Source organism: Enterobacter cloacae complex sp. IR53030 (assembly GCF_049238365.1).
Lineage (GTDB): Bacteria > Pseudomonadota > Gammaproteobacteria > Enterobacterales > Enterobacteriaceae > Enterobacter > Enterobacter kobei.
In genome coordinates this window covers 49,512-75,471 of record NZ_JBMKHA010000018.1, presented here as the reverse complement: position 1 = coordinate 75,471, position 25,960 = coordinate 49,512, and the positions used below count along the sequence as shown (strand labels likewise).

Annotated in this window: 24 protein-coding genes; 12 read left to right on the top strand and 12 right to left on the bottom strand. The window is 56.2% G+C overall.

Features of this window, described 5'->3' with window-relative positions; translation table 11 throughout:
* Positions 1-45: 45 nt before the first annotated feature.
* A complete protein-coding gene (locus ACOTXR_RS17790; RefSeq protein WP_014882026.1) occupies positions 46-786 on the bottom strand; it encodes a MipA/OmpV family protein in 741 nt (246 codons plus the stop codon).
* A 116-nt stretch (positions 787-902) separates the two neighbouring features.
* Between ACOTXR_RS17790 and ACOTXR_RS17785 the strand changes: the two genes are divergently transcribed.
* Positions 903-1,868 carry a LysR family transcriptional regulator gene (locus tag ACOTXR_RS17785; protein ID WP_078309900.1) on the top strand — a complete coding sequence of 322 codons (966 nt, stop codon included), beginning with the start codon at positions 903-905 and terminating at the stop codon, positions 1,866-1,868.
* Here the strand turns inward: ACOTXR_RS17785 and aldB are convergent.
* From aldB to ACOTXR_RS17755, 6 genes are all read right to left on the bottom strand, one after another.
* Complete coding sequence (gene aldB / locus ACOTXR_RS17780) at positions 1,865-3,403, bottom strand: aldehyde dehydrogenase AldB (protein ID WP_222834739.1); 1,539 nt, start codon at positions 3,401-3,403, stop codon at positions 1,865-1,867. The genes ACOTXR_RS17785 and aldB overlap by 4 nt on opposite strands.
* A gap of 86 nt (positions 3,404-3,489) precedes the next feature.
* Entirely contained in the window at positions 3,490-5,337 is a 1,848-nt protein-coding gene (selB, locus tag ACOTXR_RS17775) for a selenocysteine-specific translation elongation factor (protein ID WP_057057600.1), read from the bottom strand.
* Positions 5,334-6,719: an L-seryl-tRNA(Sec) selenium transferase gene (selA, locus tag ACOTXR_RS17770; protein ID WP_023338906.1), complete on the bottom strand. Its 1,386-nt coding sequence runs from the start codon at positions 6,717-6,719 to the stop codon at positions 5,334-5,336. The genes selB and selA overlap by 4 nt, the downstream gene beginning before the upstream one ends.
* 103 nt (positions 6,720-6,822) lie before the next feature.
* Entirely contained in the window at positions 6,823-7,431 is a 609-nt protein-coding gene (locus tag ACOTXR_RS17765) for a glutathione S-transferase (protein WP_014882021.1), read from the bottom strand.
* 90 nt (positions 7,432-7,521) lie between these two features.
* On the bottom strand, positions 7,522-8,658 hold the full coding sequence (locus ACOTXR_RS17760; protein ID WP_014882020.1) for an HlyD family secretion protein: 1,137 nt from the start codon (positions 8,656-8,658) through the stop codon (positions 7,522-7,524).
* 2 nt (positions 8,659-8,660) lie between these two features.
* Complete coding sequence (locus ACOTXR_RS17755) at positions 8,661-9,017, bottom strand: DUF3302 domain-containing protein (protein WP_200923759.1); 357 nt, start codon at positions 9,015-9,017, stop codon at positions 8,661-8,663.
* Between the two features lie 661 nt (positions 9,018-9,678).
* On the opposite strand from ACOTXR_RS17755, the gene ACOTXR_RS17750 reads away from it, so the two are divergent.
* The 9 genes from ACOTXR_RS17750 to trmL all read left to right on the top strand — a co-directional run bounded on the left by ACOTXR_RS17750 (position 9,679) and on the right by trmL (position 19,768).
* On the top strand, positions 9,679-11,586 hold the full coding sequence (locus ACOTXR_RS17750) for a PTS mannitol transporter subunit IICBA (protein ID WP_058690595.1): 1,908 nt from the start codon (positions 9,679-9,681) through the stop codon (positions 11,584-11,586).
* 102 nt (positions 11,587-11,688) lie between these two features.
* A complete protein-coding gene (gene mtlD, locus ACOTXR_RS17745) occupies positions 11,689-12,837 on the top strand; it encodes a mannitol-1-phosphate 5-dehydrogenase (RefSeq protein WP_200923758.1) in 1,149 nt (382 codons plus the stop codon).
* A complete protein-coding gene (gene mtlR, locus ACOTXR_RS17740; RefSeq protein WP_023331737.1) occupies positions 12,834-13,424 on the top strand; it encodes a mannitol operon repressor MtlR in 591 nt (196 codons plus the stop codon). Before mtlD ends, mtlR begins: the two co-directional genes overlap by 4 nt.
* Positions 13,425-13,482: 58 nt before the next feature.
* Entirely contained in the window at positions 13,483-13,845 is a 363-nt protein-coding gene (locus ACOTXR_RS17735) for a YibL family ribosome-associated protein (RefSeq protein WP_014882015.1), read from the top strand.
* Positions 13,846-14,116: 271 nt separating this feature from the next.
* Positions 14,117-15,772 (top strand): L-lactate permease, encoded by a 1,656-nt coding sequence (gene lldP, locus ACOTXR_RS17730; protein WP_014882014.1) that lies wholly within the window; start codon positions 14,117-14,119, stop codon positions 15,770-15,772.
* On the top strand, positions 15,769-16,542 hold the full coding sequence (gene lldR, locus ACOTXR_RS17725; protein ID WP_058690594.1) for a transcriptional regulator LldR: 774 nt from the start codon (positions 15,769-15,771) through the stop codon (positions 16,540-16,542). The genes lldP and lldR overlap by 4 nt, the downstream gene beginning before the upstream one ends.
* Positions 16,539-17,726 carry a quinone-dependent L-lactate dehydrogenase gene (gene lldD, locus ACOTXR_RS17720; protein ID WP_023331735.1) on the top strand — a complete coding sequence of 396 codons (1,188 nt, stop codon included), beginning with the start codon at positions 16,539-16,541 and terminating at the stop codon, positions 17,724-17,726. The genes lldR and lldD overlap by 4 nt, the downstream gene beginning before the upstream one ends.
* 182 nt (positions 17,727-17,908) lie before the next feature.
* The gene (locus ACOTXR_RS17715) at positions 17,909-19,249 is read left to right on the top strand and encodes an MFS transporter (protein ID WP_421767063.1); all 1,341 of its coding nucleotides are present in this window, start codon (positions 17,909-17,911) and stop codon (positions 19,247-19,249) included.
* 45 nt (positions 19,250-19,294) lie between these two features.
* Positions 19,295-19,768: a tRNA (uridine(34)/cytosine(34)/5-carboxymethylaminomethyluridine(34)-2'-O)-methyltransferase TrmL gene (gene trmL, locus ACOTXR_RS17710; protein ID WP_014882010.1), complete on the top strand. Its 474-nt coding sequence runs from the start codon at positions 19,295-19,297 to the stop codon at positions 19,766-19,768.
* Here the strand turns inward: trmL and cysE are convergent.
* The 5 genes from cysE to ACOTXR_RS17685 form a co-directional block, all read right to left on the bottom strand.
* Positions 19,765-20,586, bottom strand: coding sequence for a serine O-acetyltransferase (gene cysE / locus ACOTXR_RS17705; protein ID WP_008502718.1), 822 nt, complete (start codon positions 20,584-20,586; stop codon positions 19,765-19,767). The two genes, trmL and cysE, sit on opposite strands and share 4 nt — an antisense overlap.
* 75 nt (positions 20,587-20,661) lie before the next feature.
* A complete protein-coding gene (gpsA, locus tag ACOTXR_RS17700; RefSeq protein WP_047343731.1) occupies positions 20,662-21,681 on the bottom strand; it encodes an NAD(P)H-dependent glycerol-3-phosphate dehydrogenase in 1,020 nt (339 codons plus the stop codon).
* Complete coding sequence (secB, locus tag ACOTXR_RS17695; RefSeq protein ID WP_008502716.1) at positions 21,681-22,148, bottom strand: protein-export chaperone SecB; 468 nt, start codon at positions 22,146-22,148, stop codon at positions 21,681-21,683. Before secB ends, gpsA begins: the two co-directional genes overlap by 1 nt.
* Positions 22,149-22,180: 32 nt before the next feature.
* Positions 22,181-22,432 carry a glutaredoxin 3 gene (gene grxC / locus ACOTXR_RS17690; RefSeq protein WP_014882008.1) on the bottom strand — a complete coding sequence of 84 codons (252 nt, stop codon included), beginning with the start codon at positions 22,430-22,432 and terminating at the stop codon, positions 22,181-22,183.
* Positions 22,433-22,443: 11 nt separating this feature from the next.
* The gene (locus ACOTXR_RS17685; RefSeq protein WP_058690592.1) at positions 22,444-22,875 is read right to left on the bottom strand and encodes a rhodanese-like domain-containing protein; all 432 of its coding nucleotides are present in this window, start codon (positions 22,873-22,875) and stop codon (positions 22,444-22,446) included.
* A gap of 246 nt (positions 22,876-23,121) precedes the next feature.
* Between ACOTXR_RS17685 and gpmM the strand changes: the two genes are divergently transcribed.
* Positions 23,122-24,666 carry a 2,3-bisphosphoglycerate-independent phosphoglycerate mutase gene (gpmM, locus tag ACOTXR_RS17680; protein WP_032635332.1) on the top strand — a complete coding sequence of 515 codons (1,545 nt, stop codon included), beginning with the start codon at positions 23,122-23,124 and terminating at the stop codon, positions 24,664-24,666.
* Between the two features lie 33 nt (positions 24,667-24,699).
* The gene (gene envC, locus ACOTXR_RS17675) at positions 24,700-25,959 is read left to right on the top strand and encodes a murein hydrolase activator EnvC (protein WP_230278613.1); all 1,260 of its coding nucleotides are present in this window, start codon (positions 24,700-24,702) and stop codon (positions 25,957-25,959) included.
* The last annotated feature ends 1 nt before the right edge of the window (position 25,960 follow it).

Below are 25,960 nucleotides of genomic sequence, written 5' to 3'. Positions count from 1 at the left end.
ACTGTACACACCCACGGGGAGAGGGAGTAAACCGGCTTTAACGTATCAGAAGCGCCAGGTCAGCCCGGTCATCAGCACGAAGCTGTCGTCGCGGTCGATCATCGGGCTGTTCTTCACGTCGTCAGGCAACACGGTGTAGACCGCGCTGGCGTTAAGGTACAGCTTCTGAGTTAACTGATATTTAGCCGCCAGGCCAACGTATGGCGTCCAGCTGTCACCGGCGGTGTATTGCTTCAGACCTGAGCGGCGAGACTCGTTGCCGGATACGCCGTAGTAGTAGTCGTTATAGCTTTCGTCGGTATAAAAAACACCCACAGATGGCGTCAGGGTCAGACGTTCCATCCTGATGGGTCGAAAGTAGGAGACTTCTCCAATCATGCCGCCGCTTTCATCGGTGGCATCGCCAGAGACCGCCACTTTCAGAGAACCCCAGCTTTCGTGGTGATAGTACGCGCCACCGAGGAAAGCGGACGCCTTACGCTCATCAAGCTGTTTCATCTGATGGTCGTCATTGTCATCGGGATCAAAATGCAGCGGCATCCACGATGCGGTCAGACTGAGTTCATTTTTTGCGTCTTTCCACAGGATCCAGCCGCCCGTGGTCTGGCGCACATAGAAACGATCGCTTTCGTAACTGATTAACGGCACCGCAGTGGTATTTTCGTTATACCCCTTATAAGGAGACTCATTAAATACAGCCCCCGCACCTATTGAAAAGTCACCGGCCATTGCAGACGTGGCTGCAAATAACGTGGCAGCGATAAGTAAATTGTATTTAATAGTCATCAAAGTAATCCATTTAAACGCCAAACAAGCGGGGCGAATAATAATGGTTACAAATTTGCCAATGCAACGCTGCGGTTTATATAATATTATATATATAATGATATAGATGGGTGCGCATGATGAGTAAATTACAGCTAAAGCCACGCGAATTAAAAATAATCTCCGTCATTGCCGCCACTCACAGCATTGGTGATGCTGCTGCCCTGTTGGGTATGGCGCAGGCTAACGTCAGTAAATATCTCTCTGATTTTGAAGCGCGGGTTGGACTAAAGGTTTTTGAGCGCACGACCCGTCAGCTTGCGCTTACTCAGTTTGGTGAAGCGTTACTTCCCTATATTGACGCTTCGCTGGACAAAAACGATCAGCTCGTGAATTTCATTGCCGATTATAAGCATGAAAAGCGGGGCAAAGTGACCCTTTACGCGCCCACGGGAATTGTCACCTACCTCGCGCGCCATGTCATCCATCAGATAAAAGACATCGGCGACATTCGTATCGCCCTGAAAACGTACAACCTGGACCGCAATGAATTTTCAGAAGGCGTTTCCTTCCCGGATGACTGCGATATTTTAATTACCTATGCACAACCAAAAGATGGAAGTCTGGTCGCCAGCGTATTAACAAAATATTCCGTTACGGCATTCGCCACTCAGGAATATTTAAATAACCATCCGTTAGCCGGACCCGACGATTTAATGAATCACTCATGTATTCTGATTGATTCCATGCTGGTCGACGATGCAAATATCTGGCGTTTTCGTACCCATGGTAGTGATAACGTGCAAGATTACAGGGTGACCGGAAATTATATTTGCGACAACACGCAGACGGCGCTGGAGCTGGCAAGAAATAACCTTGGGATCGTATTCGCACCTAAAGAGAGCCTGAAAAAAGAATTAGCGCAAGGCATGCTGGTTCCCTGCTTCCCGCATCAGGAAGAGTGGTGGCTCGATCTGACCGCAATATTCCGCAAACGTGAATACCAGCCCTGGCGTGTGCAGTACGTCCTTGATGGCGTCCTCAATTGCCTGCGCCAGCAAATTGCTCAGGCCGCCCAGGGACGGCCTGAGCAGGGCGACTAGAACAGGCCCAGCGGCTTATCGGAGTAGCTGACCAGCAAACATTTCGTCTGCTGGTAATGCTCCAGCATCATCTTGTGGGTTTCACGCCCGATGCCGGATTGCTTATAACCCCCAAATGCGGCGTGTGCCGGATAGGCGTGATAGCAGTTGGTCCAGACGCGCCCGGCCTGAATGCCCCGGCCCATTTTATAGGCCAGATTTCCGTTGCGGCTCCAGACGCCCGCCCCCAGGCCATACGGCGTGTCGTTGGCAATCTCCAGTGCCTCCTCCATCGTTTTGAAGGTGGTCACCGCCAGCACCGGTCCGAAAATCTCCTCCTGGAAGACGCGCATTTTGTTCTTGCCAAACAGGATCGTCGGCTCAAGGTAATACCCGTCCTGCAGATCGCCACCAAGTACCTTACGGCGGCCGCCGGTCAGGATATCTGCGCCCTCTTTCTTGCCGATATCAATGTAGTTGAGGATGGTCTCCAGCTGTCCATGTGAGACCTGCGCCCCCATCTGCGTAACGTTATCGAGCGGGTTCCCGCTGCGGATAGATTCAACGCGGCGAATGGCGCGCTCCATGAAGCGTTCATAGATAGACTCCTGCACCAGCGCGCGACTCGGGCAGGTACAGACTTCACCCTGGTTAAACGCAAACAGCGCAAACCCTTCCAGGGCTTTATCGAAGAAGGCATCCTCTTCTTCCATCACGTCTGCAAAGAAGATGTTCGGGGATTTTCCCCCGAGCTCAAGCGTCACCGGAATGATGTTCTGCGTGGCGTACTGCATGATCTGCTGGCCCACTTCCGTCGACCCGGTAAACGCCACTTTGGCGATACGTTTAGACGTAGCCAGATACTCCCCTATCTCGCCACCCGCACCGTTCACCACGTTAATCACGCCCGGCGGCAGGAGATCGCCAACGATTTCCATCAGCAGCAGAACCGAAAGCGGGGTCAGACGCGCCGGTTTGAGCACAATGCAGTTGCCTGCTGCCAGCGCGGGCGCCATTTTCCAGCTCGCCATCAGCAGCGGGAAGTTCCACGGAATAATTTGCCCTACCACGCCCAGCGGTTCGTGGAAGTGATACGCAACGGTGTCGCTGTCGACCTCGCTGATTCCGCCCTCCTGAGCGCGAATACAGGAGGCAAAATAGCGGAAGTGGTCAATGGCCAGCGGCACGTCTGCCGCCATCGTTTCCCGGATCGGCTTGCCGTTATCCCAGGTTTCTGCCGTCGCCAGCAGTTCCAGATTCTGCTCCATCCGGTCAGCGATTTTGAACAGAATGGCTGCCCGATCCTGAACGGAGGTATGCCCCCATTTGTCTTTCGCGTTGTGCGCCGCATCCAGCGCCAGATCGATATCGCGCTTGCCGGAGCTGGCTATTTCACACAGCGGCTGGCCGGTAACGGGGGTCAGGTTGGAATAGTATTCGCCGTCGACGGGGGCCACCCAGTCGCCGCCAATAAAGTTGTCATAACGAGGCTTTAGCTTGAGGGGAAAACCATACTCGCCAGGCTGGATACGCGAAGAGGGAGGATTGTTTGTCATGACCGTCTCCTTGCTGTTGGTGTACAACAAGGGTAGTCCCGGCTGGCGATTTTCTCGCCAACCGGTAACGGTGTTTACGACGGGGGTCACGGAGTTTCAGGAAATAATAACGAATCTCGCAGAACATGGTCGTTACCGCGGCGACGCGTAAACCCAATACGATTGAAATATTCCAGGATCTGAATCGCCAGCTTGCGCCCTACGTTCAGCCGATCGCGAAAATCGGCTGCACAGGTGGAGCCGCGCGCCTGATCCAGCTCGCGGATCAGGTTAGCAAACGCCACAATGCGATCGTTACGGTAATAACGATCTTTCACGATCGCAACTATCAGCCCCTGCTGCGCCGCGTGGCGTAATACCTGACGCATCGCCTGCTCGTCGGTGTTCGTTTCGCGCGCCAGATCGCGAACCCACCACGGCTCATCACCAAACAGCGAAGCCACTTTCTGCCAGATAACCTCCTGCTCTGCGGTGAATCCGGCTTTGTGATCCGGCAGGTGCAGCCAGCCGTGGTGGCTTTTAATCACCCCGCTTTCGCGCATGTTTTCAATCAGCAGCAGCACCAGCGCATCGTCTTCCATCGGCAGCGCCATGCGGCGCAGACGCTCACGCCCCGGACCAGGCTCATCCTGATGCTGTTCATGATACGTCGCGAGAGTGGTGAGTATTTTACGCTGCCAGCGTGCGGCAACCGGGGCATTCAACAGGCTATTACCGGCCTGAATAAAGCCCGGCTGCCGGGTCAGCGGGTCTAATCCTTCCCTGCTCAGCTGGCGTGCCCAGGCAAAATCACCCAGGTTCACTGCACCGCGATCGAGATGCACCCGCAGCGCGGCGTTATCATCAGGGGCTTGTGCCAGCGCGGCCAGCCATTGCAGATATTCCGGTTTACGCTTGCCGCGTCGCGGCGAGTTAAGCGCCACCACCCGTGCCCCGGCCAGCGTTTCCCGCGCGGAGATATCCCGCAGAACCAGACGGTCGTTGTCTGCAAGCCAGAGCGGTGAATCGAAAACCAGTTCAGCAAGATCGTTTTCCAGCAGCGACACGCGTCCGGTGATATGGCTGGCCGCGTGGTGAATATGCAGCGGCTGCCACTGAGTCAGCGGCACATTCGTCTGCAGAGAGACAATCACGCGTTCAGACGGCTCTGGCGGAGCATCGGCCAGCAGCCAGTCGCCGCGGTTAAGCTGCTCTTTTTCCGCATCTCCGGCAATATTCAGCGCGATCCGCTGCCCGGCATGCGCCTGCTCTGCGGGCTGGTTCTGTGCATGTAAGCCGCGCACGCGCATCGGTTTGTTAACGCCCGTCAGCCACAGGCTATCGCCCACCTTCACTTCACCGCTCAACGCGGTACCGGTGACCACCAGGCCCGCCCCTTTTACGGTAAATGCCCGATCAATCGCCAGACGGAAGCGATGATGACTTGCGTGGTCACGTGACGTCAGTTGCTGCAAATGGTGACGAAGTTCGTCGATGCCGCGGCCTTCGGTGGCCACGGTGACAAAAATCGGCGCATCGGCAAAGCCATACTCCCGTAAGGTGGCCTGCACCCCTTCGCGCACCTCGCCGACGCGCGCGTCATCCACGCGGTCAGCTTTCGTCAGCGCTACGGTCAGCTGCGGGTTGCCGGTCAGCTGGAGGATTGCCAGATGCTCGCGGGTTTGCGCCATCACGCCGTCATCGCAGGCCACGACCAGCAGGGCATGATCGATACCCCCCACCCCCGCCAGCATGTTAGACAGAAACTTCTCGTGCCCTGGTACATCAATAAAACCCAGCACGCGGCCGTCTGGCTGGGGCCAGTAGGCATAGCCCAGGTCGATAGTCATGCCGCGCTTTTTCTCTTCCGGCAGACGATCGGCGTTTATGCCAGTAATCGCCTGCAGCAACGTAGTTTTTCCGTGGTCGACATGACCGGCGGTGGCAATAATCATTTCAACAACATCTCCAGAAATCGCTCTTCATCATCAAGGCAGCGCAGATCCAGCCACATTCGTCCATCGTAAATCCGCCCGATAACCGGCACAGGCATGGCGCGCCAGCGTAACGACAGGGCCTCCAGGTGGCTGCCGCGCCCGTCACGCGGGGTAAACGTGAGCGCTTCGCTCGGCAGCCTGTCCACCGGCAGCGAACCGCTGCCAATCTGCGACTGGCAGGGCTCAATCCGAACGTCAAAATCAGGGTAGTGCGGGGCGATGCGCGGCAGCAATAACTCGGCCTGCGCACGAATCGAGGCGGCATCACGGGTTAAGAGACGCAGCACAGGCAGGCGGTCGGCCAGCTTCTCCGGATGGAGATAGAGCCGCAGCGTCGCATCCAGCGCGGCAAGGGTCATTTTATCGGCTCGCAGGGCGCGCTTGAGCGGATGCTGCTGCAGCCGGGCAATCAGCTCGCGTTTGCCGACGATAATCCCGGCCTGCGGCCCGCCCAGCAGTTTGTCGCCGGAAAAACTCACCAGGCTGACGCCCGCCGCAATCATCTCTTGCGGCATCGGTTCTTTTGGCAAGCCGTACTGGCTCAGGTCCACCAGCGAACCGCTGCCGAGATCGGCAATCACCGGGATATTCAGTTCGCGCCCAATCTCCGCCAGCTCGGCCTCATCAACCGTTTTGGTGAAGCCTTCAATCTGATAATTGCTGGTGTGAACCTTCATCAGCAGGGCGGTATTTTCATTCACCGCTGCGCGATAATCTTTCGCATGGGTACGGTTGGTGGTACCGACCTCATGCAGCGTGCAGCCCGCCTGGCGCATCACGTCCGGAATGCGAAACGCCCCGCCAATTTCCACCAGCTCGCCGCGGGATACCACCACCTCTTTGCCACTGGCGGTGGCCGCCAGCATTAGCAGCACCGCTGCGGCGTTGTTATTCACAATGCAGGCATCTTCTGCACCGGTCAGCTGGCACAGCAGATCCGCCAGGGCACGATCGCGATGCCCGCGTCCTGCGCCGTCCAGATCGTACTCCAGCGTCACCGGCGTTCGCATGGCCTGCCCGACCGCAGCCACGGCCTCTTCCGCCTGCTGCGCGCGGCCCAGGTTGGTGTGCAGCACGGTACCGGTAAGGTTGATCACCGGGCGTAATGCGCTTTGCGCGTTCTTGTCCAGCCGATGTTCCACTTCCAGCTCCCACGCGGTACACCAGCCGGGCAAGCTATTTTCTGCCTGAATGGCGCATCGGGCTTCGTCCTGAAGCAGGCGTAACATCTCAACCGTCGCGGTATGGCCGAAACGCTCCACAACAGCATGAATGCGAGGTTCGCGAAGAAGACGATCGGTAGCGGGGATCTGGCTGTAGAGCGAATGATGAGTAGTCATGAAAGCGCCTGGCGAGTAAATATCTTCCCCCCTCCCGACGGGAGAGGGAGTTAACATGTGGAGAGATTGTACCGCCTCCTGCAGCGAAGTGTTATAACCCGCGTCAAGCCTTTGGCGGTTCGGTACGGGCAAAGCTCTCGCGGCTAAAGAGCGTTTCAGCCAGCTTCACCAGCAACGGTCGGTCAACGCACCAGCCGGGGGACACGCGGCGGAAATTGAGATACCCGATGGCGCAGGCAATGGCGATGGTGGCCAGGTTCAGGCTGTCGGTGTGAATTTTTCCCTCCCGGATGAGCTGTTCGCACATATCCAGACTGCGGTTGATTTTTTCCCGCTGGCGCAGCAGTTCGTTTTCTGACTGCTGTGCGGCGGGCCTTGCCTGCTCACGCACGGAAGTCAGCGCCGCATCCATAATGCCATCGGCCAGGGCTTCAATCTGCTTCACCGCCAGCGCCGCTTTTGGGTCAGCCGGCAGCATGGCCGGGGCCACGCCCAGCAGCTCGATATACTCCGCAATAATCGGGGAGTCGAACCAGTATTCACCCTCGTCCGTCACCAGCGCCGGAACTTTTCCCAGCGGGTTGTACTGCGCGACGCCGTTTTCAGCGTTGTAGGGCTGTTCATTGACGAATTCGAATGTCATCCCTTTCTCCAGCAGGAGAATCGAGATTTTTCGCACGAAGGGACTGGTGTAGCTACCGATGAGTTTCATTGCCTGATCCTTGATGCCGGAAAAAGGTCAGTATGGATCACGGGATGAAAAAAGGGCAGGTATGGATGTCGCATTCCTGCCCTGGCGGGATTAATGATCGAGGTAGAGGTAGTGCATCCAGCTGGTCATGCGCAGCAACACTTTACGCATCACCGAGACGTGGGCGAAATGGTCTGAATAGACCGCCACCTGGGCATAGATACCGTCTGGTAGCGCATCGACGTCGGCGTTAGGCTCCAGTTCAATCAGCGCCTGTACGCCATCCGTGCCCGGTGTGACGGTCAATGCCTGCAACGCCCCCTGCGCCTGGTACGACCCTCCCGGCACCACCGGCAGGACGCTGGTGAGTTTCCCGGTAAATACCTGGCCCGGCAGCGCATTAAACACCACTTCTGCTTCATCACCCGGCTTAAGACGCAGCAGCGAGTTCTGGCGGAACTGCGCCACAATCTGACGTTTCTGTTCAGGAATAAAGACCATGACCGGACGCAGAGGTAACGCGGCGGCATAGGTCCCCGGACGGATCAGCACCTGGGTGATATAGCCGTTGCTCGGCGCGCGCACCACGGTCTGATCGAGATTGTATTTCGCTTCGGCAAGCTGGGCGCGTAATGAGGCAATCTGCGACTGTTCACCGTTCACCATGCTGTCTAACTGACTTTGAATCTGCGTCTGTTCAGCCACAGAACCTTTCACCAGTGCATCCTGCGCCAGATAGTTCTGCCGCGCGTTGTCGATATCGCTTTCAGAAAACGGGTTCACCTTCGCCCGGCTGCCTTTCAGGTAACGCTGATAATCTTTATACAGGCGGTCACGCTCTGCCGAGACGCGCGTGGTATTAGCGACGGCTTCTGCAAGCTGCGCTTTCAGGCTATCGATATTATGGGTTGCGGTGACCAGATCGGCCTTGAGTCTGTCGACCCGCGCCTGGTAGCGGCCCGGATCAAGTTTAAATAATACTTCGCCTTTTTTAATGAGCTGGTTGTTTTTATCAGTCACTTCGGTGACCACGCCCGTCACCTGCGGTGTAATCGGAATGGAAATAACCGCTTTTTGCGCCGTAAAGGTATACGGATGGTTATAGTTCATTAACAGAATCAGTCCGGCAACAATAAATACCCCACCCAACGTTGCGGTGGCGAGCGTCCACTGATTTACCGGAATGCGGAATATTTTAAAGATCGCCCAGGCAAATGCCACATAGGTCAAAATAATCAACAGATCCATGATTAGCGCTCCAGCGTGTTCTGATCAGCAGTGGGCTGTACCGCCGCCAGCTTTTGTTCTAATTCGTCCACGCGTTTGGACAGCGCATCCATGCCCGGAACCTCATCTGGCTTTGTAATGTGGTTCTGCATGCCCCAACCGCGATCTTCACGGTAGAGCGTGGCCCAAATCCACAGAAACGGCCAGATGGCATGGAGGGTGAACAGGCTAATCCAGCCTGCCGTATGAATCGCATCGGCATGGGGATGATTACGTTTTTTAGCCATATTATAAGGGATATCATGAATAGCGATAATCCCGTAAAAAAGCACCAGAAATACAAAAATCAATACGCCCAACGCAAAATAGTTGAGAAACATATTTTCCTCACTTAAACAACGTCAACTCATTAAACGAATAAAACAGCACGCAGCCTAATTAATTTATTTTTAAATTTAAAAGGCACACTGGTTATTTCAGAGCCGGGGAGTATCGGTTTTTATAATATCTCCATGCAAGTTTATAAACGTGTCAAAATATAACCTGAATAATAATATACTTAACCTTACATTATGAGCGTAATCCACCTTTTAACTTTTCGCCATACCACACATGAAAAGTGGTTTTTTAGCTTTACGTGTCACTCAAGACTATCCTGACGCCAATTCGCAAAGCAGAGTTTGCCGCCGATCACAGCCAGAGAAATCTGCATAAAAATATTTTGTGAAATCAGTCACAATCCAGAAACAAACCCACAAAACAAAAATGCGATCACAATCACAAAAACACGTGGTTTTTGCTTTGTTTTTCGCCATCGTATTTTTTTTACCCACTAATTTTGTGATTCGGATCACGTCATTAAATGCCACACCCCCTACATTTACGTGACATATGTCACACAAATTTTCACTGTCTGGACAGTTGAACGATTCAGTGCCAGATTTCACAGCATCAGAACAGGGCCCGGCTACCTCTGCCGCCGCACATTAACGATAAACCTCGGGCCGCAAGCCTAAGCGTAAACATAAGAAGGGGTGTTTTATGTCATCCGATTTCAAGATCAAAGTTCAAAGCTTTGGTCGTTTCCTCAGCAACATGGTGATGCCAAATATCGGCGCGTTTATCGCGTGGGGTATTATCACCGCATTGTTCATTCCGACAGGGTGGTTGCCTAACGAAACGCTGGCGAAACTTGTTGGCCCTATGATTACTTACCTCCTGCCGCTGCTGATCGGTTTCACCGGTGGTCGTCTGGTAGGCGGTGACCGTGGTGGCGTTGTGGGTGCCATCACCACAATGGGTGTTATCGTCGGTGCGGATATGCCGATGTTCCTCGGTGCCATGATTGCCGGTCCTCTGGGCGGCTGGGCGATTAAGAAATTTGACGTCTGGGTAGATGGTAAGATCAAATCCGGCTTCGAAATGCTGGTGAACAACTTCTCTGCGGGCATCATCGGGATGATCCTCGCGATTCTGGCGTTCCTCGGCATTGGCCCTGCGGTTGAAGTGCTGTCCAAAATTCTGGCGGCAGGCGTTAACTTTATGGTGGCGCACGACATGCTGCCGCTGGCGTCTATCTTCGTTGAACCGGCGAAAATTCTGTTCCTTAATAACGCCATCAACCACGGTATCTTCTCGCCGCTGGGTATTCAGCAGTCTCACGATCTCGGCAAGTCCATCTTCTTCCTGATTGAAGCGAACCCAGGTCCGGGTATGGGCGTTCTGCTGGCATACATGTTCTTTGGTCGCGGCAGCGCTAAGCAGTCTGCTGGCGGTGCGGCTATCATCCACTTCCTGGGCGGTATCCACGAAATTTACTTCCCGTACGTGCTGATGAACCCACGCCTGATCCTGGCCGTTATCCTCGGCGGTATGACCGGCGTGTTCACCCTGAGCGTGCTGGGCGGCGGTCTGGTCTCTCCTGCTTCTCCGGGCTCTATCCTGGCCGTGCTGGCGATGACCCCGAAAGGTGCCTACTTCGCTAACATCGCGGCTATCTGTGCGGCCATGGCGGTCTCCTTCGTGGTTTCTTCTATCCTGCTGAAAACCAGCAAAGTGAAAGAAGATGACGATATCGAAGCGGCAACCCGCCGTATGCACGACATGAAAGCGGAATCCAAAGGCGCGACCCCGCTGGCGGCTGGCGATGTCTCTAACGACCTGAGCCACGTGCGTAAAATCATCGTTGCTTGTGATGCTGGTATGGGCTCCAGCGCAATGGGTGCCGGCGTGCTGCGTAAGAAAGTACAGGATGCGGGCCTGACCAACATCTCCGTGACCAACAGCGCAATTAACAGTCTGCCGCCGGACGTTGACCTGGTGATCACCCACCGCGATCTGACCGAACGCGCCATGCGTCAGGTACCGCAAGCACAGCACATTTCGCTGACTAACTTCCTCGACAGCGGCCTGTACACCAGCCTGACCGAACGTCTGGTTGCCGCGCAGCGTCATGAAGATAACGAAGTGAAAGTGCGCACCAGCCTGCAGGATAGCTTTGACGAGAGTAATGCCCACCTGTTTAAACTGGGTGCGGAGAACATCTTCCTCGGCCGTACCGCGGCTACCAAAGAAGACGCGATTCGCTTTGCCGGTGAACAGCTGGTAAAAGGCGGCTACGTTCAGCCTGAATATGTCGATGCGATGCTGGAACGCGAAAAACTGACCCCAACCTATCTCGGTGAATCCATCGCGGTTCCACACGGTACGGTTGAGGCGAAAGACCGCGTGCTGAAAACCGGCGTGGTGTTCTGTCAGTATCCTGATGGCGTACGCTTCGGTGAAGAAGAAGATGACATCGCCCGTCTGGTGATTGGTATCGCCGCTCGCAACAACGAGCATATCCAGGTGATCACCAGCCTGACCAACGCCCTGGACGATGAGTCCGTTATCGAGCGTCTGGCCAACACCACCAGCGTTGAAGAAGTTCTGGCACTGCTGAACAAATAACAGCGCCTCTTCCCTCTCCCCACGGGGAGAGGGCTAGGGTGAGGGGGAGAAAGCTCCTCACCCCAGCCCTCTCGGGTAAAAACATTGATGAAGGTTAACACTATGAAAGCATTACATTTTGGCGCAGGTAACATCGGTCGTGGTTTTATCGGCAAACTGCTGGCAGACGCGGGCATTACGCTGACGTTCGCCGATGTGAATCAGGTGGTCCTGGATGCCCTGAATGCCCGTCATAGCTATCAGGTCCATGTGGTGGGCGAAAACGAGCAGGTCGATACCGTTTCAGGCGTGAACGCGGTCAGCAGCATTGGTGACGACGTAATCGACCTGATTGCCAGCGTTGACCTTATCACCACGGCGGTAGGCCCGGTGGTTCTGGAGCGTATCGCCCCGGCGGTGGCTAAAGGCCTGGCAAAACGTAAAGCGCAGGGCATCGACACCCCGCTGAACATCATCGCCTGTGAAAACATGGTACGCGGCACCACACAGTTGAAAGGCCACGTCATGGCGGCCGTGGCTGACGAGGATAAAGCCTGGGTCGACGCGCACGTTGGGTTTGTGGATTCCGCCGTGGACCGCATCGTTCCGCCGTCAGCATCCGCCACTCACGACCCGCTGGAAGTGACCGTGGAAACCTTCAGAGAGTGGATCGTCGATAAAACGCAGTTTAAAGGTGCGCTGCCGACCATTCCGGGAATGGAATTAACCGATAACCTGATGGCATTTGTCGAACGCAAACTCTTCACGCTGAACACCGGGCATGCTATAACCGCGTACCTCGGAAAATTGGCCGGTCATCAGACCATTCGCGATGCGATCCTCGATGAGAAAATCCGCGCGGTGGTAAAAGGGGCCATGGAAGAGAGCGGCGCGGTGCTGATCAAACGCTACGGTTTTGATGCTGATAAACACGCAGCCTACATCCAGAAAATCCTCGGCCGCTTTGAAAACCCGTATCTGAAAGATGATGTTGAGCGCGTGGGACGTCAGCCGCTGCGTAAGCTGAGTGCAGGCGATCGTCTGATTAAGCCGCTGCTCGGCACGCTGGAATACGGTCTGCCGCATGCCAACCTGGTGAAAGGGATTGCCGCTGCAATGCACTACCGCAGCGATCAGGACCCGCAGGCGATCGAGCTGGCTCAGCTGATTGATGACAAAGGCGCGCAGGCTGCGCTGGCGCAGATTTCCGGTCTGGACGCCAATAGCGACGTGGTTGTGGAGGCGGTTAACGCATACAACGCAACCAAATGATGCACAGTGTGGCGCAGGTTAGCCTGCGCCCAGATAACAGATTGTCAGATATGCAGGCAATAATGGAACAAACCCAGGCCTTTGAAAATCGTGTGCTTGAGCGTCTGAATGCTGGCAAAACCGTACGAAGCTTCCTGATTGCCGCCGTCGAGCTGTTAACCGAGGCGGTAAATATCCTGGTGCTTCAGGTGTTTCGCAAAGACGACTACGCGGTAAAATATGCTGTAGAACCGTTACTGGACGGCGATGGACCGCTGGGCGATTTATCGGTGCGTCTGAAGCTGATTTACGGTCTTGGCGTGCTGAATCGGCAAGAGTACGAAGATGCAGAGCTGTTAATGGCGCTACGTGAGGAGCTCAATCATGACGGTAACGAATACGCCTTTACCGATGATGAGATCCTGGGGCCCTTCGGCGAGCTGCACTGCGTGGCCGCGCTGCCCCCTGCCCCTCATTTCGACAGCAGCGACCCTGAGCTATACGCGATGCAAAAGCTGCGTTATCAGCAGGTTGTCCGCTCCACGATGGTCCTTTCCCTGACTGAGCTGATTTCCCGGATCAGCTTAAAAAAAGCGTTTCAGAAGTAAGCCTGCTCACATTGGTGTATCCTTCCCTGTAAATTCCCCGTTTTCAGAGTTATTTGTCATGAAAGAAGTCGAAAAGAACGAAATTAAACGCCTGAGCGACCGCCTGGATCTGATCCGTCACCAGATGGCGGGTCTGTCACTGGTCGATTCCGCCGAGAAGTACGCCGAGCTGGAGAAAGAGACCGCGAAGCTGGAGGCAGAGATCGAGCGCCTGCGCGAAGTAAAAGGCCAGAAGCTGAGCAACGAAGCGCAGAAGCTGATGAACATGCCACACCGCCGCGCAATCACTAAAAAAGAACAGGCTGACATGGGCAAGCTGAAGAAAAGCGTCCGTGGCCTGGTGGTCGTGCACCCGATGACCGAGCTTGGCCGTGAAATGGGCCTGAAAGAGATGACGGGCTTTTGTAAGACCGCATTCTGATTTCATGCCGGGTGGCGCTGCGCTTACCCGGCCTACTCTTTTCCCCTTCGCATGAATTGGTCCAACCAATTGCGCAATCAATCCTCCCTTGGTTCACAATTCCATTATTTCCGCTCACAAAACCATTGCCACCCCATAACATCTGATTAACCATTCATTGTCATTAACCCTACAACACAACATTGGCAGGACCACTTTTACATAACCTGTGATGCAGAGATGAGCGGAGACTCACCCGCCGCGCAGGTTATCTGGTCCCCAGGAGACCTGCATGAGCCTCTGGCAACAAAACTACGACCCGGCCGGAAATATCTGGCTGTCGAGCCTGATCGCATCGCTTCCAATCCTGTTCTTCTTCTTTGCGCTGATTAAGCTCAAGCTGAAGGGCTACCTTGCCGCGACGTACACCGTTGCCATCGCTCTGCTGGTGGCTCTGTTCTTCTACAAAATGCCGGTCGATCGCGCGCTGGCCTCCGTTGTCTACGGTTTCTTCTACGGTCTGTGGCCAATTGCGTGGATCATCATCGCCGCTGTCTTTGTCTATAAAATTTCGGTGAAAACCGGGCAGTTCGACATCATTCGCTCGTCGATTCTCTCCATCACGCCGGACCAGCGCCTGCAGATGCTGATTGTCGGCTTCTCCTTCGGGGCGTTTTTGGAAGGTGCCGCCGGATTTGGCGCACCGGTCGCCATTACGGCCGCCCTGCTGGTGGGCCTCGGCTTTAACCCGCTTTATGCCGCGGGCCTGTGCCTGATTGTGAATACCGCCCCGGTGGCGTTTGGCGCAATGGGGATTCCGATTCTGGTCGCCGGGCAGGTGACCGGGCTGGATAGCTTTGAGATCGGCCAGATGGTGGGTCGCCAGCTGCCGTTCCTGACCATCATCGTGCTGTTCTGGATCATGGCGATTATGGACGGCTGGCGCGGCGTGAAAGAGACGTGGCCTGCTGTAATGGTGGCGGGCGGTTCGTTCGCCATCGCGCAATACCTGAGCTCAAACTTCCTCGGTCCGGAGCTGCCGGACATTATCTCGTCGCTGGTCTCGCTGGTCTGCCTGACCCTGTTCCTGAAACGCTGGCAGCCGGTACGTATTTTCCGCTTCGCCGACATGGGTGCCTCGCAGGTCGATCAAACCCTGGCACGCACGGGCTATACCGCAGGGCAGGTGATCCGCGCCTGGTCACCGTTCCTGTTCCTGACCGCAACGGTAACGCTGTGGAGCATCCCGCCGTTTAAAGCCCTGTTCGCCCCGGGCGGCGCGCTGTACGACATGGTGATTAACATCTCCGTGCCGTTCCTCGACAAAATGGTCGCCCGCATGCCGCCAGTCGTGCATGCCGCCACACCGTATGCCGCGGTCTATAAGTTCGACTGGTTCTCCGCCACCGGGACCGCCATCCTGTTTGCCGCGATCCTTTCCGTGGTGTGGCTGCGCATGAAGCCTGCCGCCGCGGTGCAGACCTTCGCAGCGACGATTAAAGAGCTGATGCTGCCGATTTACTCCATCGGCATGGTGCTGGCGTTCGCGTTTATCTCGAACTACTCCGGCCTGTCATCGACGCTGGCACTGGCGCTGGCCCATACCAGCCACGCCTTCACCTTCTTCTCACCGTTCCTCGGCTGGCTGGGTGTGTTCCTGACCGGGTCAGATACCTCGTCGAACGCCCTGTTTGCTGCACTGCAGGCTACGGCAGCCCAGCAGATTGGCGTGTCGGATGTTCTGCTGGTCGCTGCGAACACCACCGGCGGCGTGACCGGGAAAATGATCTCCCCGCAATCCATCGCCATTGCCTGTGCGGCGGTGGGACTGGTCGGTAAAGAGTCGGATCTGTTCCGCTTTACCGTAAAACACAGCCTGATATTCACCTGCATGGTCGGGGTGATCACCACCCTGCAGGCTTATGTCTTAACCTGGATGATCCCATGATAGTGATGCCCAGACGCCTGTCCGACGAGATAGCCTCTCGCGTACGGGCGCTGATTGAAGAACAACAGCTGGAAGCGGGCATGAAGTTGCCCGCTGAACGCCAGCTCGCCACCCAGCTTGGTGTATCGCGTAATTCCCTGCGTGAAGCGCTGGCCACGCTGGTCAGCGAAGGGGTACTGGTGAGCCGTCGCGGCGGCGGCACCTTTGTGCGCTGGCAGCATGACGACTGGTCCGAGCAAAACATCGTTCAGCCGCTGAAGACGCTGATGGAAAATGACCCGGACTACAGCTTTGACATCCTCGAAGCGCGTCACGCCATCGAGACCAGCACCGCCTGGCATGCGGCCATGCGGGCAACCGAGGCCGACAAAGAGAAGCTCAAAGCCTGCTTTGAGGCCACGCAAAGCAGCGACCCGGATATCGCCTCCCAGGCTGACGTGCGTTTTCACCTGGCCATTGCCGAAGCGTCGCACAATGTGGTTCTGCTCCAGACCATGCGCGGGTTCTTCGACCTGTTGCAATCCTCCGTCAAACAAAGCCGCCAGCGCATGTACCTGGTTCCGCCGGTGTTTGCCCAGCTGACTGAACAACACGAGGCGGTGCTTAACGCCATTCTGGCCGGTGATGCCGAGGCCGCACGCAAGGCGATGATGGCGCATCTCGGCTTCGTTCACACCACCATCAAACGATTCGATGAAGACCAGGCCCGACAGGCGCGTATTACCCGTCTGCCTGGCGACAGTGATATTTCCAGGGAGAACAAAGCATGATCATTTCAGCAGCCAGTGACTATCGCGCCGCGGCGCAGCGCATTTTGCCCCCGTTCCTGTTCCACTACATCGACGGCGGGGCGTATGCCGAATACACCCTGCGCCGCAATGTGGAAGACTTGTCAGAGGTGGCCCTGCGTCAGCGCGTGCTGAAGAATATGTCTGACCTGAGCCTTGAGACGACGCTGTTCAACGAAACGCTCTCCATGCCGGTCGCCCTCGCCCCCGTCGGTCTGTGCGGTATGTACGCCCGTCGTGGCGAAGTGCAGGCGGCGGCGGCCGCGGATGCCAGGGGTATTCCGTTTACCCTCTCTACCGTCTCCGTCTGCCCGATTGAAGAGGTCGCGCCGACCATCAAGCGTCCGATGTGGTTCCAGCTGTACGTCCTGCGCGATCGCGGTTTTATGCGCAACGCGCTGGAGCGCGCCAAAGCGGCGGGCTGTTCCACGCTGGTCTTTACCGTCGATATGCCAACGCCGGGCGCGCGCTACCGCGACGCCCACTCCGGCATGAGCGGCCCGAATGCCGCTCTGCGCCGCTACTGGCAGGCGGTGACGCACCCGCAGTGGGCGTGGGATGTGGGTCTGAACGGACGTCCGCACGATCTGGGCAATATCTCGGCTTACCTCGGTAAACCGACCGGGCTGGAAGATTACATCGGCTGGCTGGCGAACAACTTCGATCCGTCCATCTCCTGGAAAGACCTGGAGTGGATCCGCGAATTCTGGGACGGCCCGATGGTGATCAAAGGGATCCTCGACCCGGAAGATGCCCGCGACGCGGTACGTTTTGGCGCAGACGGCATTGTGGTCTCAAACCACGGCGGGCGTCAGCTCGACGGTGTGCTCTCCTCAGCACGCGCGCTGCCCGCCATTGCCGATGCGGTGAAAGGCGATATCGCGATTCTGGCCGACAGCGGCATTCGCAACGGGCTGGATGTGGTACGCATGATCGCGCTCGGCGCCGACAGCGTGCTGCTGGGCCGTGCGTATCTGTACGCGCTGGCGACGGCAGGTCAGGCTGGCGTGGCGAACCTGCTTGACCTGATCGAAAAAGAGATGAAAGTCGCGATGACGCTGACCGGTGCGAAAACCATTAGCGAAATCAGCAAAGACTCTCTGGTGCAGGAGTTAAGTCGATTACCGGCGGCGCTGGCTCCCCTTGCGCAGGGAAACGCTGCCTGAATACCCCTCCTGTTAACACCGCTGTTCACGCGCCCGGTTCCCCCTTCGGGCGCTTTTTTTTGCCGAAAATAACACTTAGATAACAAATTGGATAAGAAAATTTGACATATTTACCCCCTCCGCAATTGTATAGACAAGCAAATACAAGAACACAAAAACAACATCACATCGGAGAGGAGCATATGACGTATTCAGGCAAGGTGGATATTCAGCAGGTGATCGATGAGAGTCCCTTTTCAGGGTTTCACTGGCTTCTTATCGTACTGGGCTTTCTGGTTCTGGCGATCGATGGATTTGATACCGCGGCAATGGGTTACATCGCCCCTACGCTGTCGGCAGAATGGGGGATACATAAACAGGATCTGGGGCCGGTGCTGAGCGCTGCCCTGCTGGGCTTGTCGCTGGGTGCCCTCATTGCAGGCCCGGTATCGGACAAGATGGGGCGCAAGCGCGTGCTGGTCTTCTCCTGCCTGTTCTTCGGTCTTGCAAGCCTGGGCACGGCCTGGGCGCAAACGCTGAATACGCTGACGCTGTGGCGGTTTCTGACGGGCCTTGGCCTCGGTGCCGCAATGCCAAACGCCATCACGCTGATTTCCGAGTTTGCCCCCCAGCGCTGCCGCGCCATGGCGATTAATACCATGTACTGCGGCTTCCCTCTGGGTGCCGCAGGGGGTGGTGCGATCTCTTCGTGGCTTATTCCCCACCATGGCTGGCGAAGCGTGCTGCTGACGGGTGCAATTGCGCCGCTGATTTTGACGCTGCTGCTGGCGCTGTTTTTGCCGGAGTCGGTGAAGTTTCTGGTGCAGCGCGGGAAGGAGGTCATGCAGATCCGCCGTATCGCCAGCCGGTTCAGCCGCAGCACCCTGGAGAGCGTTACCGGCTTTTTCCTGGCCGAGAAAAAAGTCGCTTCTAAGAAAGGGAGCGTGGCTCAGCTCTTCTCCATGCCCTGGCTGCCCTGCACACTGATGCTGTGGGTCACTTACTTTATGGGGCTGGTGATTTACTACGTCCTGCTGAGCTGGATGCCGACCCTGATGCAGGGGATGGGCTATGCGCTGGCGGAATCCGCCTGGCTCACCTCGCTGTTCACCTTCGGCGGTACCGCAGGCATTCTGCTCGCGGGCTGGATGATGGATCGCTGGGAGGCACACAAAGTGGTCGCGGGTGGCTTTGTGCTGACAATGGGTCTCATTCTGTTACTGGGCATTGAGCATAATCATATCGCCCTGTTTGGCGGGTTGATTTTCCTGATGGGGATCGCGATGAACGGGGCGCAATCGGGCATGCAACCCCTGGCAGCGACTTTTTACCCAACAGAGTGCCGCGCAACGGGTATTGCCTGGATGCAGGGGATCGGCCGCTTTGGCGGCGTGGCGGGAACCATGACCAGCGCTCAGCTGCTTTCCCTGCAGTGGCAGGCGGACAGTATTTTGATGATCCTCAGCGTGCCTGCCCTGGTCGCCGCAGCGGCAACGTGCTACAAAATGCTGCGTTGCCGTGCGCAGGAACCTGGCGTCGCGTAATTCCTCACTTTTCTGCTATTCTGCCCCCGCAATTAAGGGGGCAGCATGCTTAACATCGTTTTATTCGAACCAGAAATTCCGCCGAATACCGGCAATATCATCCGCCTGTGTGCCAACACCGGCTTTCGTCTGCACATCATTGAGCCGATGGGCTTTACGTGGGACGACAAGCGTCTGCGTCGCGCGGGGCTGGATTACCATGAATTTACTGCCGTCGTGCGCCATCATGATTACGCCGCGTTTCTGGAAAGCGAAAAGCCGCAGCGCATGTTCGCCCTGACCACCAAAGGCACGCCAGCGCACAGCGCCGTGAGCTATCAGGACGGTGACTATCTGATGTTTGGCCCGGAAACCCGCGGCCTGCCAGCCACGATTCTGGATGCCCTGCCCGCTGAGCAGAAAATCCGAATTCCGATGATGCCGGACAGCCGCAGCATGAACCTGTCGAACGCGGTGTCGGTGGTGGTGTATGAAGCATGGCGCCAGCTGGGGTACCCGGGCGCCATTCTCAGAAGTTAAATGCCGTCACCATACTCAAACGTATGGTGGATACCGTTGAAATGCTGATCCATATCCATGGACGGCTTATCGCTGTCTGGTTTGCCGACGATACGCGCCGGTACGCCAGCCGCGGTGGTGTGCGGCGGAACCGGCTGGAGCACAACCGACCCTGCACCAATCTTCGCGCCGCGTCCGACTTCGATATTGCCGAGGATTTTGGCACCCGCGCCAATCATCACCCCTTCACGAATTTTCGGATGGCGATCGCCGCTGGTTTTACCGGTACCGCCAAGGGTAACCGACTGCAGGATCGAAACGTCGTCTTCAATCACCGCCGTCTCACCCACAACAATGCCGGTGGCGTGGTCGAGCATAATCCCACGGCCAATTTTCGCTGCCGGGTGAATATCGACCTGGAAGGTCACGGAGACCTGATTTTGCAGGAAGATTGCCAGCGCGCGGCGGCCTTCATTCCATAGCCAGTGGCCGATGCGATAGGCCTGCAGGGCGTGGAAGCCTTTCAGGTATAGCAGCGGCGTAGAGTATTTATCTACCGCCGGGTCACGCGTACGCACGGCCTGAATATCACAGGCGGCAGAGGCGATCATTTCCGGGTCAGCGGCGTATGCCTCCTCCACCACTTCGCGGATGGCGATAGCAGGCATAATCGAGGAGGCCAGCTTGTTGGCGAGCATGTAGCTGAGAGCACTGCCAAGGTTTTCGTGTTTGAGTAGCGTAGCGTGGTAAAAACTGGCCAGCATAGGCTCACAGTCGGCCAGCGCCCGGGCTTCGGCTTTAATATTGTTCCAGACGATATCCAGTTCTTCACACGGCATTGCTTACTCCAGACGATAAGTTAATGACCAGCCAGTTCTGCGCTGGCTGGGTCATTCAGGTGACAATGGTTCCGACTACTTACTGCTGCGCTCGTCCTTGCGCGCACGACCTAATAAGGTCAATGCTGCCTCGCGCGCATTTTTTCCGCAATACAATACCTGATAAATTTCCTCGGTTATTGGCATTTCGACACCAAACCGGTGCGCCAATTCGCGGACTTCTTTGGTATTGCGGTAGCCTTCCACCACCTGTCCAATCTTCTGCTGCGCGCTTTTTACATCGCTGCCCTGTCCGAGCATCATGCCAAAGCGGCGGTTACGAGACTGGTTGTCGGTACAGGTCAGCACCAGATCGCCCAGACCCGCCATCCCCATAAAGGTGGCCGGATCGGCGCCCAGCGCCTCGCCAAGACGGGACATCTCGGTTAAGCCGCGGGTAATCAACGCCGTACGGGCGTTGGCGCCAAAGCCAATACCGTCAGACATCCCGGCACCGATAGCAATCACGTTCTTCACCGCACCGCCCAGCTGGACACCGATAAAATCAGGGTTGCTGTAGACGCGGAAACTCTTGCCACAGTGCAGCAGATGCTGGAGATCGTCGGCGAAAGCCTGGTCAGTCGATGCCAGCGAGATCGCTGTCGGCAGGCCAGCAGCCAGCTCTTTGGCAAAGGTCGGACCGGAGATGACCGCCAGCGGGATCGCATCACCCAGCGCTTCGCGGGCAACGTCCTGCAGCAGGCGTCCGGTTTCCGCTTCAAGACCTTTGGTTGCCCAGACAATACGGGCATCCGGGCGCATCAGCGGCTTAATCTGACGCAGCACTTCGCCAAACACATGGCTCGGGACGACAATCAGAATGTTGCGGCTGGCCGCCAGCGCGGTCGCAAGATCGCTTTCCAGGTGCAGGGAGTCAGGGAACGGAACGTCCGGGAGAAACGCCACATTGCAACGGTCGTGCTGCAGCGTGGCGATATGTTTTGGATCGTGGCCCCACAGGACCACGTCGTGACCATTTCTTGCCAGCGTGATGGCAAGAGCGGTGCCGTATGAGCCGGCACCGATCACAGTCATTGAAGCATTAACAGTGCTCATCAGGCATCCTGATGTTGTTCAGCACCTTCGCCAGCTTGCTGCTGCAGATAGTTCATGAACAGCGCATCAAAGTTAACTGGCGCAAGGTTCAGTTGCGGGAATGTACCGCGAGAAACCAGGCTGGTGATGCATTCGCGCGCATACGGGAACAGGATGTTCGGGCAGTATGCACCCAGGCAATGCGCCATCTGGTTGCCTTCGATGCCGCCGATGGAGAAGATGCCGCCCTGCTGTACTTCACACAGGAACGCGGTTTCTTCGCCCAGAGAGGCGGTCACGGTCACACGCAGTACAACTTCATACACGTCATCTGCCAGTTGGGTAGATGCGGTATCCAGATCAAGTTTAACCTCTGGCTGCCAGTCTTTCTGGAAAACGTGCGGCGCATTTGGCGCTTCAAAAGAGACATCTTTCGTGTAGATGCGCTGGATCTGGAAAATCATTTCATTATTGCTTTGTTCTGACATGGAAAAACCCTTTTTAATTGTCCTAAAGTCTCTTAGCTCAGCAGCGGATCGAGTCCACCACGGGCGTCGAGCGCATACAAGTCATCACAGCCGCCAATGTGCTGCGCATCAATAAAAATCTGCGGAACCGTCGTACGACCACTACGTTGGATCATCTCTTCACGTTTAACCGCGTCACCGTCGATCGGCAGTTCCTTGAACGTGACGCCTTTGCTGTTCAGCAGCGCTTTCGCACGGTGGCAGAACGGGCACGTCGCTTTGGTGTAGATCTCAATATTGGCCATGACTGAACTCCTTATTTACCGCGAACCAAAGGAAGATTTTCCCCTCTCCAGCCGGAGATCCCTTCTTTCAGTACCGTTACATTTTCGAAGCCCGCTTTATAAAGCGCGCTGGCAGATTCTTGCGCCTGCATACCGGTTGCATCAACAACGATAATTGGCTGGGCTTTGTGTTTTTCAAGCTCACCCACGTTGTTCGCTTTGATTTCAGCTGGCAACAGGTTGATTGCGCCTGCAATGTGACCTTTACGGAAATCGTCACGCTGACGCAGATCGACAACGACGGCATCTTCTTTGTTGATCAGACGCGTCGCTTCACCACGGGTGATAACCTTAATCTTAGACGTCAGGCTCTTAAATGTGGTGAACAGCACAGCAGCCAGCAGGCCAATCCACGCGATGCTCAGAACCGGATGGCGGCTAACGAATTGCATAATTTCTTGCATGGAGGGTAACTACTCCCGACTAAGTGATAAAAAAACCAGGACAGGAGTATACCTGTGCGTTCTGGCAAATACAGCCAGCGACCCTAACCTAATCCATTTTCTGCGGCATGCCACCTAAAAAAATGCCTCAAAATGGTCCGGTCAGCGCCTTGCCCCTGCGCTTTCTTTGATCTTCTGCGGCTATTTGATCGATTCAGCTGTAGTAAAATTACGCAAATTTTGACTCTTGAGCATGAGGTTGTTGCAATGTCGGTTTCTAAAAAACCTATGGTACTGGTGATTCTGGATGGCTATGGCTACCGTGAAGACAGCCAGGATAACGCTATTTTCAGCGCAAAAACCCCGGTGATGGATGCGCTGTGGGCGAAACGTCCCCATACCCTGATCGACGCATCCGGTCTGGAAGTCGGTCTGCCTGACCGCCAGATGGGCAACTCCGAAGTCGGTCACGTTAACCTGGGCGCGGGCCGTATCGTCTATCAGGACCTGACCCGTCTGGATGTCGAAATCAAAGAACGCACCTTCTTCGCGAACCCGGTTCTTTGCGGCGCGGTAGATAAAGCCGTTGCGGCAGGTAAAGCCGTTCACATCATGGGCTTGCTCTCCGCGGGCGGTGTACACAGCCACGAAGATCACATCATGGCGATGGTTGAACTGGCCGCCGAGCGCGGTGCAGAAAAAATCTATCTGCACGCCTTCCTGGATGGTCGCGATACGCCACCACGCAGCGCAAAAGGCTCTCTGCAAGCCTTCGAAGAGAAATTTGCCGCACTGGGCAAAGGCCGCGTCGCCTCCATCATTGGTCGTTACTACGCCATGGACCGCGACAACCGCTGGGATCGCGTTGAACAGGCCTATGACCTGATGACCCTGGCAAAAGGTGAGTTCCAGTTCCCGACTGCCGTTGAAGCCCTGGAAGCCGCATACGCACGTGATGAAAACGATGAATTCGTGAAAGCGACCGTGATTCGTGCTGAAGGCCAGCCCGATGCCGCCATGGAAGATGGCGATGCGCTGATCTTCATGAACTTCCGCGCTGACCGCGCGCGTGAAATCACCCGTGCTTTCGTCAACAGCGACTTCGACGGTTTTGCCCGTAAGAAAGTGGTAAACCTCGACTTCATCCAGCTGACCGAATACGCGGCAGACATCAAAGCCCCATGCGCGTATCCACCAGCCTCGCTGGCTAATACCTTCGGCGAGTGGATGGCGAAGAATGACAAAACGCAGCTGCGTATTTCCGAAACCGAAAAATATGCGCACGTGACCTTCTTCTTTAACGGCGGCGTGGAAGAGCCGTTCAAAGGTGAAGAGCGCATTCTGATCAACTCACCGAAAGTCGCGACTTACGATCTGCAGCCAGAGATGAGCTCTGCTGAGCTGACTGAAAAACTGGTCGCGGCCATCAAGAGCGGCAAGTACGACACCATCATCTGTAACTACCCGAATGGCGACATGGTCGGTCATACCGGCGTGATGGAAGCCGCCGTGAAAGCGGTTGAAGCACTGGATCACTGCGTTGAGCAGGTTGCAAAAGCGGTTGAGTCCGTAGGCGGTCAGTTGCTGATCACCGCTGACCACGGTAACGCGGAACAGATGCGCGACCCGGCAACGGGCCAGGCGCATACCGCTCACACCAACCTGCCTGTTCCGCTGATTTATGTCGGTGATAAATCACTGAAAGCAGTGGAAGGCGGCAAGCTTTCTGACATCGCGCCAACCATGTTGTCGCTGATGGGTATGCCGATCCCTGAAGAGATGACTGGTAAGCCGCTGTTCATCGTGGAATAATCCCTCCCCATGAGGGGAAAGGCGATTTTTTCAATCACATGGGTCGTGAAGCCGCTTAGGTTATCAGTCAGACCCCTGCTTTGCGCCAGCGCACTCAGCGCTGGCGTATTGCTGTGCGCCGCATCCGCCCACGCGGACGATCGCGACCAGTTGAAATCCATTCAGGCGGATATCGCCGCTAAAGAGCGTGCGGTACGCCAGCAACAACAGCAACGCTCCGCCCTGCTCGCCCAGCTTAAGCAGCAGGAAGAAGCTATTTCGGCCGCAGCCCGTAAGCTCCGTGAAACGCAAGATACCCTCGCTCAGTTGAATAAACAGATCGACGAGATGAACGCGTCGATTGCCAAACTGGAGCGCCAGCGTGATGCACAGGAGCGCAATCTTGCCGCACAGCTTGATGCCGCTTTCCGACAGGGTGAACACACCGGTCTTCAGTTGATCCTCAGCGGTGAAGAGAGCCAGCGCGGTCAGCGTCTGCAGGCCTACTTCGGTTATCTGAACCAGGCGCGTCAGGAGACCATTGCGCAGTTGAAACAGACGCGTGAAGAGGTCTCCACCCAAAAAGCTGAGCTGGAAGAGAAGCAGAGTCAGCAGCAGACGTTGCTCTACGAACAAAAAGCGCAGCAGGCGAAACTTGAGCAGGCTCGTAACGAGCGCAAGAAAACCCTTTCCGGTCTTGAGTCCTCCATTCAGCAAGGTCAGAGCCAGCTGAGTGAAATGCGTGCCAACGAATCAAAACTGCGTAACAGTATCGCCCGTGCCGAAGCCGCGGCGAAAGCGCGTGCCGAAAAAGAGGCCCGCGAGGCGCAGGCTGTCCGCGACAAGCAGCAGGAAGCCTCCCGCAAAGGTACCACCTACAAGCCAAGCGAAAGCGAACGTTCCCTGATGTCGCGTACCGGCGGTCTGGGTTCCCCACGCGGTCAGGCCTACTGGCCCGTTCGCGGTACACTTCTGCATCGTTATGGCGAACAGCTGCAGGGTGAGCTACGTTGGAAAGGGATCGTTATCGGTGCGTCTGAAGGTAGTGAAGTGAAAGCCATTGCCGATGGACGAGTGATTCTGGCCGACTGGCTGCAGGGTTACGGTCTTGTGGTAGTGGTTGAGCACGGTAAAGGCGACATGAGTCTTTACGGCTACAATCAGAGCGCACTGGTCAGCGTTGGCACACAGGTGCGCGCAGGCCAACCCATCGCCCTTGTGGGCAGCAGTGGCGGTCAGGGCCGCCCGTCACTCTATTTCGAAATTCGTCGTCAGGGTCAGGCGGTCAATCCACAGCCGTGGTTGGGAAGATAAG

What these genes read in the sequence shown, in the direction of transcription:
- ACOTXR_RS17785 (WP_078309900.1), top strand. Translation starts at nt 903, where the DNA reads ATGATGAGTAAATTACAGCTAAAGCCACGCGAATTAAAAATAATCTCC.
- ACOTXR_RS17735 (WP_014882015.1), top strand. Translation starts at nt 13,483, where the DNA reads ATGAAAGAAGTCGAAAAGAACGAAATTAAACGCCTGAGCGACCGCCTG.
- lldR (WP_058690594.1), top strand. Translation starts at nt 15,769, where the DNA reads ATGATAGTGATGCCCAGACGCCTGTCCGACGAGATAGCCTCTCGCGTA.
- mtlR (WP_023331737.1), top strand. Translation starts at nt 12,834, where the DNA reads ATGATGCACAGTGTGGCGCAGGTTAGCCTGCGCCCAGATAACAGATTG.
- ACOTXR_RS17755 (WP_200923759.1), bottom strand. Translation starts at nt 9,017, where the DNA reads ATGTTTCTCAACTATTTTGCGTTGGGCGTATTGATTTTTGTATTTCTG.
- ACOTXR_RS17765 (WP_014882021.1), bottom strand. Translation starts at nt 7,431, where the DNA reads ATGAAACTCATCGGTAGCTACACCAGTCCCTTCGTGCGAAAAATCTCG.
- ACOTXR_RS17760 (WP_014882020.1), bottom strand. Translation starts at nt 8,658, where the DNA reads ATGGATCTGTTGATTATTTTGACCTATGTGGCATTTGCCTGGGCGATC.
- ACOTXR_RS17685 (WP_058690592.1), bottom strand. Translation starts at nt 22,875, where the DNA reads ATGCAAGAAATTATGCAATTCGTTAGCCGCCATCCGGTTCTGAGCATC.
- ACOTXR_RS17715 (WP_421767063.1), top strand. Translation starts at nt 17,909, where the DNA reads ATGACGTATTCAGGCAAGGTGGATATTCAGCAGGTGATCGATGAGAGT.
- gpsA (WP_047343731.1), bottom strand. Translation starts at nt 21,681, where the DNA reads ATGAGCACTGTTAATGCTTCAATGACTGTGATCGGTGCCGGCTCATAC.
- cysE (WP_008502718.1), bottom strand. Translation starts at nt 20,586, where the DNA reads ATGCCGTGTGAAGAACTGGATATCGTCTGGAACAATATTAAAGCCGAA.
- selA (WP_023338906.1), bottom strand. Translation starts at nt 6,719, where the DNA reads ATGACTACTCATCATTCGCTCTACAGCCAGATCCCCGCTACCGATCGT.
- lldP (WP_014882014.1), top strand. Translation starts at nt 14,117, where the DNA reads ATGAGCCTCTGGCAACAAAACTACGACCCGGCCGGAAATATCTGGCTG.
- ACOTXR_RS17790 (WP_014882026.1), bottom strand. Translation starts at nt 786, where the DNA reads ATGACTATTAAATACAATTTACTTATCGCTGCCACGTTATTTGCAGCC.
- selB (WP_057057600.1), bottom strand. Translation starts at nt 5,337, where the DNA reads ATGATTATTGCCACCGCCGGTCATGTCGACCACGGAAAAACTACGTTG.
- mtlD (WP_200923758.1), top strand. Translation starts at nt 11,689, where the DNA reads ATGAAAGCATTACATTTTGGCGCAGGTAACATCGGTCGTGGTTTTATC.
- lldD (WP_023331735.1), top strand. Translation starts at nt 16,539, where the DNA reads ATGATCATTTCAGCAGCCAGTGACTATCGCGCCGCGGCGCAGCGCATT.
- gpmM (WP_032635332.1), top strand. Translation starts at nt 23,122, where the DNA reads ATGTCGGTTTCTAAAAAACCTATGGTACTGGTGATTCTGGATGGCTAT.
- aldB (WP_222834739.1), bottom strand. Translation starts at nt 3,403, where the DNA reads ATGACAAACAATCCTCCCTCTTCGCGTATCCAGCCTGGCGAGTATGGT.
- grxC (WP_014882008.1), bottom strand. Translation starts at nt 22,432, where the DNA reads ATGGCCAATATTGAGATCTACACCAAAGCGACGTGCCCGTTCTGCCAC.
- secB (WP_008502716.1), bottom strand. Translation starts at nt 22,148, where the DNA reads ATGTCAGAACAAAGCAATAATGAAATGATTTTCCAGATCCAGCGCATC.
- trmL (WP_014882010.1), top strand. Translation starts at nt 19,295, where the DNA reads ATGCTTAACATCGTTTTATTCGAACCAGAAATTCCGCCGAATACCGGC.
- ACOTXR_RS17750 (WP_058690595.1), top strand. Translation starts at nt 9,679, where the DNA reads ATGTCATCCGATTTCAAGATCAAAGTTCAAAGCTTTGGTCGTTTCCTC.